Consider the following 13,953-nt stretch of genomic DNA (forward strand, 5'->3'; position numbering starts at 1 on the left):
ATCCCGGTTTTCGGGAGGGCAGGCATTGATGGAAACAAATCATGCGCACTTCGAAATGGGCCGCCTTGGCCTATATCGCGATTACCATCTTCGGTATCATCGCGGTGCTCCCAAACGTATTGTCGCCCGAAACGCGCGAGCGTTACTCCGCTTTCCTGCCGGTTCCGCCGGTCACGCTCGGCCTCGACCTGCGCGGCGGTTCGCACCTTGTCCTTGAGGTCGATGCCGCTGGGCTCCGCAGAGCGCGCCTCAACACGCTGCTGGATGATATCCGCGGCGTCCTGCGCGCCGAGCGCGTTCCGGTCTCGTCCGCCCGCATCGCCGGCGATACGATTCAGGTCAAGATCCCGGATCAGGCCGATCGCGACAAGGTTCTGCCCAAGATTCAGGAACTCGCGGTTCCCGCCGGCGCTCTCGGCTTCGGTACGGCAAGCGCCGATATCGAGGTTACGACCGCCGATGACACGATCACCGTCAACCAGACGGAAGCCGGTCTTACCGAACGCATGACGGCTGCCGTCGACCAGAGCCTCGAAATCATTCGTCGCCGCGTCGACCAGGTCGGCGTCGCCGAACCGCTCATCCAGCGCGTCGGCTCCGACCGCATCCTCGTACAGCTGCCGGGCCTTCAGGATCCGACCCGCCTGCGCCAGCTGCTCGGCTCCACCGCGCAGATGAGCTTCCACATGCTCGACCAGACGGTCGATGTGACCCAGCCGGCGCCGCGCGGCGTCGATATTCTGCCGGGTGCAAACGACGGCAACCGCTATCCGGTCGAAAGCCGCATCGCCATTTCCGGCGAGCGTCTGGCCGATGCCAAGGCTGGTTTCAACCAGCAGACCAATGAGCCGATCGTTTCCTTCACCTTCGATACGCAGGGTGCCCGCCAGTTCGCGGAAATCACCCGTGACAATGTCGGCCGTCCGTTCGCCATCGTGCTCGACGGCAAGGTGCTGACAGCACCGGTCATCCGCGAGCCGATCGTCGGTGGCCAGGGCCAGATCAGCGGCAACTTCACCGCCCAGGAAGCAACGGTTCTCTCAGCACTTCTGCGCTCCGGTGCGCTGCCGGCGCCTCTCACGATCATCGAAGAGCGCTCCGTCGGCCCGAACCTCGGTTCCGACTCGATCCGTATGGGTATCTACACCGGTCTTGCCGGCTTCATCGCCGTCTGCGTGATGATGCTGGCGCTCTACACCACCTGGGGCGTCATCGCGATCCTCGGCCTTATCCTCCACACCATCCTGACCGTCGCGATCCTGGCCATGCTCGGCTCGACGCTCACCTTGCCCGGTATCGCCGGTATCATTCTCGGGATCGGTATGGCGGTGGATGCGAACATCCTGATCAATGCCCGTATTCGAGAAGAAACCGCCGCCGGCGCAGGGGCCATGAAGGCGCTCGATGTCGGATTCGGCAAGGCCTTTGCCACGATCGTCGATGGTAACGTCACGACGCTGGTCGGCACCATCCTGCTGTTCATGTTCGGCACGGGTCCGGTGCGCGGCTTCGCCATCACCATGATGATCGGTATCATCATCTCGATGTTCACCTCGATCACCGTCGTACGCGCGATGATGCACGAACTGGTGATCCGCCAGAAACTCAAGAAGATCGAAATTCATTCGATCTTCGGCAAGGTTCCGAGCATCCCGAGCTTCTCCTTCATGCGCGGTCGCTTCGTCGCCATCGGCATGTCGGCCTTCCTGTCGATCAGCTCCGTCGTGCTGTTCTTCTATCCGGGCCTAAACTACGGCATCGATTTCGTCGGCGGTATCCAGGTTGAAGCGACTTCGAAGCAGCCACTGCAGATGGCGGAGATCCGCGAGAAACTCGAAGGGCTGAACCTTGGCGAAGTCGCGCTACAGGACTTCGATCAGGGCAAGTCCGTCCTCGTTCGTGTTCAGCGTCAGGAGGGCGGCGAAGAGCAGCAGACCGTCGCGCTCAACGCCATTAAGGCGGCTGTCGCCGAAGTCATTCCGGATGCCGCCTTCGAGCGCACGGAAGTCGTTGGCCCCACGATCAGTGCCGAGCTTGCCCGCTCCGGCTTCCTCGCTGTCGGTCTCGCCATGCTTGCCATCCTGATCTACATCTGGTGGCGGTTCGAATGGCACTTCGCAGTGGGCGCCATTGTGACCCTGATTCTCGATATTACCAAGATGATTGGCTTCTTCGCGCTGACAGGCATCGACTTCAACCTGACGGCTATCGCAGCCGTGTTGACGCTGATCGGTTACTCGGTCAACGACAAGGTCGTCGTTTACGACCGCATGCGTGAAAACCTGCGCAAGTACAAGACGATGCCGTTCTCCGAACTGATCGATCTATCGATCAACCAAGTGATCATGCGATGCATCTTCACTTCGGTCGCCATTCTGGCTTCGCTGGTGCCGATGGCGATCTGGGGGGGCGATCCGGTCAAGCCTTTCGCTTGGCCGATGGTCTTCGGCGTTATCGTCGCGACCACGTCTTCGATCTATATCGGCGGCCCAATCCTGCTGTTTCTCAGCCGCTGGTGGAAGGATCGCGAGGGCGCCCGCGCACCGGGGACGGAAGTCGTCAAGGGCTGACGGCCGGTACGGATACCAAAACAAAAAGGGCGGCTCGCGATGGGCCGCCCTTTTTTTGTCGCATGACGCGCCTATATCGTTTGGAAAGCGGTGACGAACATAGGCGATTTGTAGATGCAAATTCTGTGTTCGCGGCAAACGAGAAGAGATTTTACCTCAGAAGACGCCAGAGTCAGAATTAAGAGAATTATTTTCTCGTTTCATCCGTTTTAAATTGACTAAATTGGTGGATTATTATAGTTTTCCATCATCCGCAGCAGATGGCTGGTCGCGGAGTAACCCAGGGATCGCCGATCATGTCCGGCGATCACAACATCGAAGGAGGGTGTCATGACTGTTACAAAAAACCACGCTACCCTCTTCGGTATGCGTTCCTATTGTCGCGCAACGAAAGTCCTTTGCATTCGCGCTCCTTGGCGAATGTGATCGAGACACAAGACCTTTCTTGAATTTTTGCACGATTTGAATTGATCCGCGCGCAGGCGTGGAGGGAGCGTTTGTCATGAACAAGCAAGTCATCGAGTTTGCCGGCGAGGCCGTTGGGGTTGTTGTCCCGGAAGCTGATTATCTGAAGTTTGTCGCGGTCAAGTATCATGTCTGGGATCTCGATTCGCGGCGGTTCGGTTCGGCGGATGAGGCTCGTGCCGCCGTGCGCCAGCTCGTTGCAGGCAACAGGCTTTCGGCAAACCAGGATTACGTTGCTGGTGCCGCAAATCGATTTGTTGCGGCATAAACGTCTCATTCGACGCAGTTTCGCCCACTCTTTTTACTAAATCTGTATATTGGCATGGTTGTTCTATGCTATGCCTAGGGAAAATATGCGCGTGAGCGGGCTGCATGTGCGTCATGCCCGCGAAAAGAGTGAACTCCGATGCTGACGAAAAAGGGCAAATACGGGTTGAAGGCTCTGGTCGATCTGGCCAACCTCCATCCGGGCGAGACTGCATTCATCACCGAGATTGCAACCCGCAACAACATTCCGAAGAAATTTCTGGATACCATCCTCCTCGAGCTCCGCAATGCGGGCATCCTGCGCTCCAAGAAGGGTCCGGGTGGTGGCTATTCCTTGTCGAAGCCTGCGTCCGAAATCAGGATTGGTCAGGTCATCCGCACGCTTGACGGCCCGCTTGCGCCGATCCGCTGTGCCAGCCGCACGGCCTATGAAGTGTGCGATGACTGCAACGACCCGGAGACCTGCGAAGTGCGCCGGTCCATGACGCTCGTACGTGATGCGATCGCCGATATCCTGGATACGATGACGCTTGAGGATTTCTGTCGCAGCGGCAGCCTTCCGTTCGCCGAGGAGCCTGTGGTAAAACAGGCGGGCTGACATCTGTAGGTGAGGGTCTCGCCTCGCCGCAAATCAGGCAGATAATCTGGAAATGCACTGCCCGCTTCACAATACCGCGGCCGGCATTTTGATTTGTCACAACCACGTTCTCGGTATAACGGGTGGGCGACAGTAATCGGAGCCATGTAATGGGCCTCAGGCAAGTTGATACCTATTCTCCCCAGCAGACGGCGGTGCTCGAGTCCGTTTCGCGGACGATGTCGGCGACCGTTGACGGCGTAAACGCACTGGCAGCGCGCTTTCAGGCCGACAAGGCCTTCGCGCGCAGTTTCGTCGATGCGGTCTCGCTGATCGGCGAGCGCCGCGGCCGCGTTGTCGTGTCCGGTGTGGGCAAAAGTGGTCATATCGGCCGCAAGATTGCGGCAACCATGGCATCGACCGGCACCTCGGCCTACTTCGTCCATCCGACGGAAGCCAGCCATGGCGATCTTGGTATGGTGACCTCGGATGACGTGCTGATCCTGCTGTCATGGTCGGGCGAAACGGTGGAACTCGGGCCGATGCTGGCCTATGCCAAGCGTTTCAATGTTGCTGTCGTCTCCATCACCTCGAATGCGGAAAGTCTGCTCGCCCGCAACTCGGATGCGGCGATCACCCTGCCAAAGGTTCAGGAAGCTTGCCCGCACGGCCTTGCGCCGACCACTTCGGCGCTGCTGCAGCTCGCGGTCGGCGATGCGCTTGCCATAGCGCTTCTGGAGCGTCGCGGGTTTTCGGCGCAGGATTTCAAAACCTTTCATCCGGGTGGCAAGCTCGGCGCGCAGCTTCTTCTCGCGCAGGAACTTGCCCATGTGGGAGAGGCCGTGCCGTTGCTGCCGCTTGGCAGCAAGATGGGCGATGCCGTCATCCAGATGTCCGCCAAAGGTTTTGGGGTCGTCGGCATCTGCGATGCCGAGGGCAAGCTCGCCGGGGTCATCACCGATGGCGACCTTCGCCGTCATATGTCCAAGGAGCTTTTGCTGCAGACCGTGGATGCAGTCATGTCGCACCATCCGCGCGTGATTCGTGGTAACCTGCTCGCCAGCGCCGCCATGGAGATGATGCAGGCCCAGAAGGTGACCGTGCTTTTCCTGGTGGATGAGAATGGTACGGCGTGCGGTATCCTGCACATTCACGATCTGCTGCGGGCCGGCGTGATCTGACACAGGCCGTCCGGCAAGGTCGCGGGCGCCTGCTTTCGGTTCAGAGGGCATCTTGCAGATATCAAGCGCTGAGAGCTTCGCAGAAAACGATACAGTGACGGCATCCGGGACGGCAAAATTGAAACCGACCTTCGCGTTTCATTTCCAGGGATGGAAACGGCCGATTTTCGAACGTTATTTTCCGGACAGAAAATTTACGTTCGTACCGATGTATGTTTCTGAACATGCATTTCGCAAGATATGGATGCCGCTGATCCGGGCCGAGGAGACGCCCGAAATTTTCGTCTGGAACCTGGGATTGCCGGAGGGTCTGCGCGCTTTCGCACGGGAAAACGGCATTCCGCTTTTTCTGGTCGAAGATGGTTTCCTGCGCTCCCTGGAGCCCAACGCCACTCGGACGCCGCCTCTGTCTCTGACATTGGATAGCGGCGCGCTTTATTTCGACAGCCGCAACCCATCGGATATGGAAGTGCTTTTGTCGTCTTACGATTTCGAGGGAGATCCCGGGCTGATGGAACGTGCCCGAAATGGTATCCGCCTTCTGCTCGACACGGGAATCAGCAAATATAACACCGACGGACGTTCCGATGTTCACGCTCTTTACGGCGAGAAGAGAGGAAAACGGGTGCTCGTGGTCGGGCAGGTCGAGGACGATGCCTCCATCAAGCTCGGCTGTGATCAACCGTTTACAAACAATGATCTGGTCCGGCTTGCAGCGCAGGAAAACCCCGGCGCGCAGATTATCTACAAACCCCATCCCGATGTCCTGAACGGCGTGAGGCTGGCGCAATCTCGACCTGCCGATGTCGCGCATCTGTGCACGATCATTGATGCGCCTCTGACGATGGCCAAGGCCTTCGAGAGCGTCGATCACGTCTACACGATAACGTCGCTGGCAGGGTTCGAGGCTGTGCTCCGCGGACTGAAAGTAACCGTCCGAGGTGCGCCGTTTTATGCAGGCTGGGGACTGACGGACGATCGCCAGCCGACGCCCCGGCGGGCGCGAAAACTGTCGGTTGAAGCATTGTTCGCCGCAGCCTATCTGCTCTACCCGCGCTATTTCGATCCGGCGACCGGTGCGGCTCGCTCATTTGAGGAAACCGTGCACGCGATTCACGCGCGGTTGGCGAAACCCCGCGAGCCGTCGCGGAAATCCGCGGGGAAAGTGGCATGGCAGCCTATCGGACCTTACGGAATTCTGGGCTGGCGCCATCTGTTAACCCCGTTCATTGCCCCGATCGTCGCGAGCATAGGTCACCCGATTGACGCGGAGACATTCCGGCAGAACCCGATCGAATTCTTCCGTGAGTTGCCCCAGAGAAAATATCGCTTGATTGGCCGCATTATCTACCCGTTCGGCGCATAGACGGTACATCGCCCGTTGCGCGGCTTTTGGAGGCCGGGGTAAACTGATAGAAGCTTGCCGTTCGGTTCGCTGTCTCGCCGGCGAAAGCGATCAAGCCATAAGGATGCCTGTATTTTGAATCCCTTCGTAACCCATTATCGTGTGGTTGGAGCGCTTCTCATTCGCGAGATGGAAGCCCGCTTCGGCAGCAAGCCGGGGGGCTACGTCTGGGCTTTGCTCGATCCGGCGGCGCACATCATCCTCATGACGCTGCTGTTCCAGGCCATTGCGCGGGCTCCAGCTCTGGGTACGAATTTTCCGCTGTTCTTCGCGACCGGCTATCTCGGTTTCCAGTTTTATCAGGCGATGGTGAGTTATGTGAATGGAGCAGTAAAGTCGAACCGTACCCTGCTGAGCTACCCGAACGTGGCACCCTTCGATGCTGTTGCGGCCCGCGCCATCCTTCAATCGCTGACGACCGCGCTGGTTGCTTGCATCGTGCTCGGCGTCATACTTGCGTACATGCGGGTGCCGCCGACCTTGCACTGGGCGCCGATCCTCGAAGCAGCCACGGTCGCGAGCATACTCGGCCTCGGCATCGCCCTCATCAACAATGTCATGTTTTTGAAGTATCCGCTCTACGAGCAGCTCTTCACGATCGTCAACCGACCGATGTTCCTGATCTCCGGCGTGTTCTTTCTACCGGACGCCATACCGCTGCCCTATCGGGACATCGTGCTGTTAAATCCGCTTGTGCATGTTACAATGCTGTTTCGAACCGGTTTCTATGATGGTTACCGCGCAGCCGGGCTTGATCCGGTCTATCTCTACAATTTCGCATTTTTGACACTCTTTTTAGGGATGACATTGTTTACCTTTTCCTCCTCCCTGTTGAGAAATGAATGATCCGGCTAGAGCAGGCGACAAAATTCGCACGCACAAGGGGTATCAAGAAACCCATTCTGAACGAGGCTTCGCTGGTGCTCCAGCGCGGGCGCAGCGTCGGCCTGCTCGGTCGCAACGGTGCGGGCAAGTCCACCCTGCTGCGCCTGATTGCCGGAACCATTCGCCTTGATAGCGGTCGTATTATCCGCCAGGGCAGGGTCTCCTGGCCGCTTGGCTTCCAGGGCAGTTTTCAAGGATCGATGACGGGCGAACAGAATGTTCGTTTCGTCGCGCGCATTTATGGCGTGGATACTCGTCAGCTGATTGATTACGTTCAGGACTTCGCCGAGCTCGGTCCGTTCTTCCAGGCTCCGGTCAGCAGCTATTCGTCCGGCATGAAGGCACGTCTGGCGTTTGGCTTGAGTATGGGTGTCAACTTCGACTATTATCTCGTGGACGAGATCACGGCGGTTGGCGACTCAAACTTCAAGAAGAAATGCCAAGAGGTGTTTCGGACCCGACTTCAGAGTTCCGACGTGATCATGGTTTCGCACAGCACATCGACCATTCTCGACTATTGCGATTGCGGCGTCGTATTGGAAGGCGGGAAATTAACCTATTACGACGATGTTCAAGATGCGATAAAAGCGCATAAGAACAATATGAAGGGTTCTTAAATGGCAGTCATCAAGAACATCGGCCGCAGTGGCGTCAAACAGGAAGCTGCCAAGGCCGGGGAGCCCGCAAAGCCGAAGAGCGTCGATCTTCTCGAAGGACTGCTGAGCCCCGAGGAGCGCGTTGTCACGCCGCTCAACCCGGGGCGCAACAAGTTGAAGCCTGCAACGAAGGCTCCGGAAAAGCCCGCCGGATTGCTCAAGAAGTTGCGCAAACTGCGCATGCGACATGCCGTGATCGTCGGCAGCTTTATCGCAGGCGTGGCCATTCCTGCCTCGCTGTCGACCTTCTACATGATCTTTGTCGCAGCCGACCAGTATCACAGTTCGGCGTCCTTCGCTGTCAGAAGCATCGATGCCGCCAGCGGCGGTGATCTGATGGGCCTCTTCACCCAGGCATCGTCCGGCAACACGACATCGGACAGCTACATCCTGATCGACTATATCCGCAGCTCCAAAATGCTGGCTGAGGTCGAACAAAAGTTCGATCTTGATAGTATTTTTGCCGTGCGCGGCCTCGATTATTTCTATGGCCTGTGGGGTGGAGAAGCACTTGAGGACAAGCTTGCCTATTGGCGCAACATGGTCCGGGTCAACTTCGACCATGCGTCCGGCATCATGGAGCTGGAAGTTCGCGCTTTCGATCCCGTGCAGTCGCAGGAAATCGCCAAATTCGTGATCCAGAAAAGCGATGAGCTCGTCAACAACCTGTCCTCTGACGCGCGCGAAGGCGTGCTTCGCGCGTCGCGTGAGGAGGTGGAGCTTTCTGAGAAGCGGCTTGCCGAAGCGCGCGTGGCTTTGCGCGCCTACCGCGATCAGTCGCAGGAAGTCGATCCGGTCGAAGGCGCCAAGCTGGCGCTACAGATCGTCGGCGGTCTCGAAGCTGAACTCGTCAAGCTCAATTCCGATCTCGCGACAGCAAGAACCCAGATGGGGGACGATACGCCGCGTATGCGCGTGCTGAAAGCACGGATCGAGAGCCTTGAGCAGCAGCTGGCAACCGAGCGGCAGCGATTGGGCAGTGGTGATGCGAGCGGCACGGAGGGCGCCTCTTCGGATGTCGCGGGCCGTATACAGAAATACGAATCCCTTGAAACCGAACGGGAGTTTGCGGAACGCGCCTACGGTGCTTCCCTGGCAAGCCTTGAAAAGGCGCGCATGGATGCCAGCAGCAAGCAGCGGTATCTCGCAACCTTTATCGAGCCGACGCTGTCTGAGCTCGCCCAATATCCGAGCCGGCTCCTCAACTCCTTCATCGTGACGCTCGGCTTGCTTTTCGCCTGGGCCGTCTTTGTGATGGGTTACTACAACATTCGCGACCGCAACTGATCCTCGGTGATGGTTGCTGGTGGCGGCGCGAAAGGCTGTGTGCCTTCCTTGCCGCCGACCGGTCGGGGTATTGGATCTGTGTTGGGCGCCTTTCAAGCTTGCGGCGCCCATGAGTTCGAGAATGAATTTCCTTTCAAGACTATGGAATCGTCTGCGCTCGCTTCCCCGTGTGCGCTTGCTGCGGCCTTTGGGTGTCGTTCTCGATTGGGGCAAGGCCAACAAGGTTGTTGCACCTCGCAATATGGTTGCGACCGTCCGGCTGCGGGGTACGGACAATCTGGTGGAGATGGATCGCTCCTCGCGCTTCACGGGCCATATCACCGTGCAGGGCAATGGAAACCGGGTAATCATCGGCAAGAATTGCCGGTTGGCCGGCGAGATTCTGGTCAAGGGCAACAAGCAGACGGTCACCATCGGCGACAGGACCACCTTCGTTTCGGTCTATCTTTTGTGCATGGAAAACAAAGATATAACCATCGGGCGACATTGCATGTTCTCCCGTGATATCGAAGTACGAACAAGTGACGCCCATGCTTTGATCGACAACAAGAAGCGCGTTCGACTCAATCCCGCAGCCTCCGTCACGATCGGCGATCACGTGTGGGTCGGCGTCGGCGCCGTGATCAGCAAGGGAACGGTCATTGCCGACGACAGTGTCGTCGGCGCGAAATCCTTCGTCAACAAGGTCTTCGAGGAAGGCAATGTCGTGATCGGCGGCACGCCCGCGAAGATCATTCGTCGCGGCGTTACTTGGGATCGTGGAAGGAAACAGCGCTATACCCGCGAATGGCTCGATTCCTGGCGCAAGCCCCCGGAAGAATTGTGATTACCGATCGCTACGTTTTTCCGGTCGTGTCCGCGGTTTGGGAGTGACGAAACCGTTTGGCTCGTTCAGCAGACGGCTATCGAGACGGGCGGCGATCGCCTCAGCTCCGGCATCCGTTCCCGCCGAGGAGTAGAAGTTCCCGCGAACCTGGATCGCGGAGGCGACCAACCGGAAGAACGCGTCCCGCACTCTGAGTTCGGGCGGCATCGGCGTGCTCCAGAAGGCATCGAGGGGTGCCTGGTCGCTGAGACGGGGAACATCGAAAATCGCCGCCCCGAGAACCTTGACCGGCACGCCTTTCTGCAAGGCGTTCAATCCGACCGTTGAATTGACGGTAACGACGCCGCGACAGGCAAGCAGCATGGCATCGAGGTTGCCACCGTCGAGATAAACGAGCCGTTCGCCAACATCCAGTTCCCGACTGAGCCTGGATATCATACCCTGCCAGTCGATCAGACCATTGTCCAGCGGGTGGACCTTGATGGCCAGTCTGGCATCCATAGGCGCATGGCTGGCGAAGGATCGAAGGACCTCCGAAATTGCCTCTCGCTGGTCGTTGTAGGGAGAATGCGCTCTCAGTTGATAGTCCGTCTGCAGCTGAAGCGGATAGACGAAGAATGGCTTTTCGTCTGCGATCAAGGTCCGGATGGCGAGGTCGGCCGCCCGGGCTCGCCGCTTCCCGCCAGCAAGGCGAAGCACCCAGCCGGCATATTCCGCCAAGGGATGAAACAGGGCGTGGCGCCGATAGTGGGGATACAGAAACCAGAAAAAGACATTGGGCAGATTGTAGAGAAGATCGTAGGCTGCTTCTGCTAGGAACGTCTGGCTGTAGCGGCGCTTCCAATCCGGTTCGGGCAAGCCGCTGGCGGCCTCCAGAATGTCGTCTGGCACAGCCGGGAAGTGAGAGTTGGAGGACATGCCGTTGCGCTCGATCGTCAGCCAGTCCGGCCGCAGATATCCCATCTCGACGACGGCGATGTCGATGCCATGGCCCTTGGCCACGTCTACTGCAATCCGGTGATAGGGCCGCTCTTCGCCCAGGAGAACGAGATCGGTGATGCGGTGGGTAACGATGAATCGTTCGAGGTATTGGCGCCACGGCTCTCCACCTTTACCGCGATAGGCATAGGCGCCGCTGCGTCGCCAGAAAATCTGGTCGCCGGCGTTGAGGTTGATGCGCAGGCAGGTGTACCCCTTTTTCCTCAGATGGTCGGCAATCTTGGCAAAGATGGGCGAAGAGGGGCCTTGCAGGAAGAGAAAGCAGCGCTCCGCTGCCGCGCTCGCGTCAAAGGCCGGCATGGCGCAACAGGGCCTTCAGCAGGTTCCACGGCTCGTCTTCCCTGAACTCGGTCGGTTCCTCGTTGCCGGTTCTCGCTTGCGCGAGCGGCACGATGAAATAGTCGGTTCGGGGATCCGGGAACGGATCGGCAAAGGATTTCAGCAGGGGCGCGTGGTCTCCGTAAAACAGCAGCCAGACTGGGCGATCGAGGGATTCGAGGTGATCGATCAGTTCGCCGAGCGCCTTGTCGGATTGCCGCAGGATTTCGAGATAGATTTCGACAGGATCGCTCATGCCCTCGACCCGGCCCGGCTCCCAGGGGCCGTGATTGGCCATGGTGGCAACGAAAAGGAAGCTGCCTGCGTCGTCGGGCTGCTCGGCGATGATGTCGCGCACTTTGTCCACAAGTGCTGAATCCGACACGTAGGGGCCGTCGCGAAGCGGATCGTGGTCGAAGCTGTCGAGCATCGACATCTTCTCGAAGCCGAGTTGGGGCATCGCCTTGTGCCGAAGGAAGAAGGTTCGGTCATAGGGATGGATGAAATGGGTGTTCCAGCCGGCCTTCAGCAACTTGGTCGGCCAGACGATATTGGTGTAATGGCTGGCACGCAGATAGGGATAGCTGGCATCGACATGCAGATCGTCCGGCTCCAGACCACTTAGGACGGCGAACTCTGTGCGCAACGTGTATCCACCCTCGAAGACGGTTGCCAGCCGGCCCCACTGGGCCGCGAGCGTGCGCATCCTGTCGACGGTCGGCAGTTCCAGGCCCTCGACCCCGCAGTGGCGCATGTCGATAAAGGATTCCGATTGCCAGACAACGATCAACGGAGCCTTGTTGTCTTCGTCATGACCTATCAGATCCTGAACGACAGCAAGGAAACGCTCAGAGAGTTCCGCAACGATTTTTTCCCGCTGGCGGCCGAGCCAGATGATGAAGTGGAAGATGATCGAGGCAAAGGTGCCGAAGCGAAGCGTGCTTTCCTTGGCATTGGGTTTGCCAACCAGATGCTGGACGACCCTGGCAACAGGCCTGTTGACCGGGCCATAGAACAAGAGGACCCAGGGCAGATCGGCAACGAGGATCATGATGACGATCCAAAAGAGCCGGTTGTCTGCCGGAAGCAGATGCGGCTCGAAATACATGTAGAGCGCCGAAGCGCCGAACACGTAGAGGAAGGAAACGAGCCAGAAAACGATGTTCAGCGAGTTGGCATAGAAGATGGACTTGTACTTGAAGACATCCGCCACCAGCGCGATGTCCGAGAACACGAGAGGTTCGCGGATGAACTTGAACTTGGCCCGGGAAATGCCACTGAAGATCACGAAGAAGCTGATCGTTCCGGCGGCAGCATAAAGCGGGCGCCAAGAAATCGAAAAGAAGCCGGCGAACACCAGCGCGATGATCGGTAGCCTGGCGATCACATCGGCAATGCTGCGCCTGAGATTGCGAGGAAGCGAATGCCTGCGCCGCTGCCGTTTCGGCAGAGCGTATTTGTCGGTGGCAAACACGACCGCGCAAGCGAAGAGATAGGAGAAGAGGGTCAACGCCAGCGGATGATCATGCAGATGCGGCAATGTCGTCAGCAAGCGGTATCCTCGAAGCAGTTCTATCGCAACGCGGCCTTACCCGTCGTGCGCAAGGGCGAGATTTAAAGCAATCACCGGCAGAAACAAGCCGCGATCTCGATTTGAGACCGGCCTTCCCCTGTCATCGGCGGACCAACCTGAAGATGGCGCGATCGAACCATCTGTTCAGAAACGGTTTTGCCAGTGAACCAAAGCGGCCGAGTCCATAAAGGGTCGCTCCGAAGAAAACCTCGAAGGTGCCGCGGTCAATTGCATTGACGATCCTGGCGGCCACCGCCTCCGCTGGCCAGGGGGCAACCTTGCCCATGACGACAGCAGCTTCAGGGGGACGCTCCGCGATTTCGCGCGCAAGCTGAGGGGTGACAGTGTCGGGCGGAAAGCAAACGGAAACGGTCACGCCATGCGGACGGGCTTCCGCGCGCAGGGCTTCCGCAAAACCATGAAGAGCAAATTTGGAGGCGCTGTAGGCGCTGTAGCCGTATATGCCAATGAGCCCGGCGCCGGACGATACGAGCATGATGCGTCCATCTCCACGCGCTTTCATTGCGCCATAGACGGCGCGCACGGCATTGGCGCTGCCTGTGAAATTGGTGTCGATCTGTCGGTCGAAAACCGCCGCAGGCATATTTTCGAATCGGCCTGGCTGAACGATGCCAGCAGATGCAACCAGTGTGTCGCAGGGACCGAGCAAGGCTTCGCAACGGAGAACAACGTCTGCAACTGCTGTATTGTCGGCGACATCCACGCTCTCGATATGGACCTTCGTCTCAGGATATGTTGCAAGCAGGTTTTCCCGCGCGGCGACAAGCAATTCCGGCGTGCGGGCAAGCAGTGAAATATGCGCACCGCGAGCCGCGAAAATTCGGGCGACAGCCAGGCCTATGCCGCTGGAGCCGCCGGTGACGATCACATGCGTCATGAAAGCCATCCGCAGGAGAAAAGGTAGAGGCCTTTCTTGCGCGGTT

12 protein-coding genes are annotated in these 13,953 nt (G+C 58.5%); 9 read left to right on the forward strand and 3 right to left on the reverse strand.

Annotated elements, in window-relative coordinates; genetic code table 11:
• Positions 1–41 precede the first annotated feature (41 nt).
• The 9 genes from secD to BLX89_RS18255 all read left to right on the forward strand — a co-directional run bounded on the left by secD (position 42) and on the right by BLX89_RS18255 (position 10,119).
• Positions 42–2,570: a protein translocase subunit SecD gene (secD, locus tag BLX89_RS18215; protein ID WP_075292384.1), complete on the forward strand. Its 2,529-nt coding sequence runs from the start codon at positions 42–44 to the stop codon at positions 2,568–2,570.
• A gap of 502 nt (positions 2,571–3,072) precedes the next feature.
• Positions 3,073–3,303, forward strand: a complete 231-nt coding sequence (locus BLX89_RS18220) for a hypothetical protein (protein ID WP_075292385.1) — start codon at positions 3,073–3,075, stop codon at positions 3,301–3,303.
• A gap of 138 nt (positions 3,304–3,441) precedes the next feature.
• A complete protein-coding gene (locus BLX89_RS18225) occupies positions 3,442–3,900 on the forward strand; it encodes an RrF2 family transcriptional regulator (RefSeq protein ID WP_075292386.1) in 459 nt (152 codons plus the stop codon).
• 149 nt (positions 3,901–4,049) lie between these two features.
• Positions 4,050–5,060, forward strand: a complete 1,011-nt coding sequence (locus BLX89_RS18230; RefSeq protein ID WP_075292387.1) for a KpsF/GutQ family sugar-phosphate isomerase — start codon at positions 4,050–4,052, stop codon at positions 5,058–5,060.
• Positions 5,061–5,178: 118 nt separating this feature from the next.
• A complete protein-coding gene (locus BLX89_RS18235; protein ID WP_245292860.1) occupies positions 5,179–6,426 on the forward strand; it encodes a capsular polysaccharide export protein, LipB/KpsS family in 1,248 nt (415 codons plus the stop codon).
• Between the two features lie 114 nt (positions 6,427–6,540).
• Complete coding sequence (locus tag BLX89_RS18240) at positions 6,541–7,311, forward strand: ABC transporter permease (RefSeq protein WP_075292389.1); 771 nt, start codon at positions 6,541–6,543, stop codon at positions 7,309–7,311.
• Positions 7,308–7,967 carry an ABC transporter ATP-binding protein gene (locus BLX89_RS18245; RefSeq protein ID WP_075292390.1) on the forward strand — a complete coding sequence of 220 codons (660 nt, stop codon included), beginning with the start codon at positions 7,308–7,310 and terminating at the stop codon, positions 7,965–7,967. Before BLX89_RS18240 ends, BLX89_RS18245 begins: the two co-directional genes overlap by 4 nt.
• Positions 7,968–9,293, forward strand: a complete 1,326-nt coding sequence (locus tag BLX89_RS18250; RefSeq protein ID WP_075292391.1) for a KpsE/RkpR family capsule polysaccharide export protein — start codon at positions 7,968–7,970, stop codon at positions 9,291–9,293. It abuts the gene before it with no gap.
• A gap of 121 nt (positions 9,294–9,414) precedes the next feature.
• Positions 9,415–10,119, forward strand: coding sequence for an acyltransferase (locus BLX89_RS18255; RefSeq protein WP_075292392.1), 705 nt, complete (start codon positions 9,415–9,417; stop codon positions 10,117–10,119).
• Here BLX89_RS18255 and BLX89_RS18260 read toward each other — a convergent pair whose 3' ends face one another.
• The 3 genes from BLX89_RS18260 to BLX89_RS18270 form a co-directional block, all read right to left on the reverse strand.
• The gene (locus BLX89_RS18260; RefSeq protein WP_075292393.1) at positions 10,120–11,418 is read right to left on the reverse strand and encodes a capsule biosynthesis protein; all 1,299 of its coding nucleotides are present in this window, start codon (positions 11,416–11,418) and stop codon (positions 10,120–10,122) included.
• Complete coding sequence (locus BLX89_RS18265; protein ID WP_075292394.1) at positions 11,405–13,012, reverse strand: LTA synthase family protein; 1,608 nt, start codon at positions 13,010–13,012, stop codon at positions 11,405–11,407. Before BLX89_RS18265 ends, BLX89_RS18260 begins: the two co-directional genes overlap by 14 nt.
• 97 nt (positions 13,013–13,109) lie before the next feature.
• Complete coding sequence (locus BLX89_RS18270; RefSeq protein ID WP_075292571.1) at positions 13,110–13,907, reverse strand: SDR family oxidoreductase; 798 nt, start codon at positions 13,905–13,907, stop codon at positions 13,110–13,112.
• Positions 13,908–13,953: the final 46 nt, after the last annotated feature.

It is taken from the genome of Pararhizobium arenae (assembly GCF_001931685.1).
GTDB lineage: Bacteria > Pseudomonadota > Alphaproteobacteria > Rhizobiales > Rhizobiaceae > Pararhizobium > Pararhizobium arenae.

Coding starts and splice junctions, on each gene's coding strand:
- secD (WP_075292384.1), top strand. CDS start 42: ATGCGCACTTCGAAATGGGCCGCCTTGGCCTATATCGCGATTACCATC.
- BLX89_RS18220 (WP_075292385.1), top strand. CDS start 3,073: ATGAACAAGCAAGTCATCGAGTTTGCCGGCGAGGCCGTTGGGGTTGTT.
- BLX89_RS18225 (WP_075292386.1), top strand. CDS start 3,442: ATGCTGACGAAAAAGGGCAAATACGGGTTGAAGGCTCTGGTCGATCTG.
- BLX89_RS18230 (WP_075292387.1), top strand. CDS start 4,050: ATGGGCCTCAGGCAAGTTGATACCTATTCTCCCCAGCAGACGGCGGTG.
- BLX89_RS18245 (WP_075292390.1), top strand. CDS start 7,308: ATGATCCGGCTAGAGCAGGCGACAAAATTCGCACGCACAAGGGGTATC.
- BLX89_RS18250 (WP_075292391.1), top strand. CDS start 7,968: ATGGCAGTCATCAAGAACATCGGCCGCAGTGGCGTCAAACAGGAAGCT.
- BLX89_RS18255 (WP_075292392.1), top strand. CDS start 9,415: ATGAATTTCCTTTCAAGACTATGGAATCGTCTGCGCTCGCTTCCCCGT.
- BLX89_RS18260 (WP_075292393.1), bottom strand. CDS start 11,418: ATGCCGGCCTTTGACGCGAGCGCGGCAGCGGAGCGCTGCTTTCTCTTC.
- BLX89_RS18270 (WP_075292571.1), bottom strand. CDS start 13,907: ATGACGCATGTGATCGTCACCGGCGGCTCCAGCGGCATAGGCCTGGCT.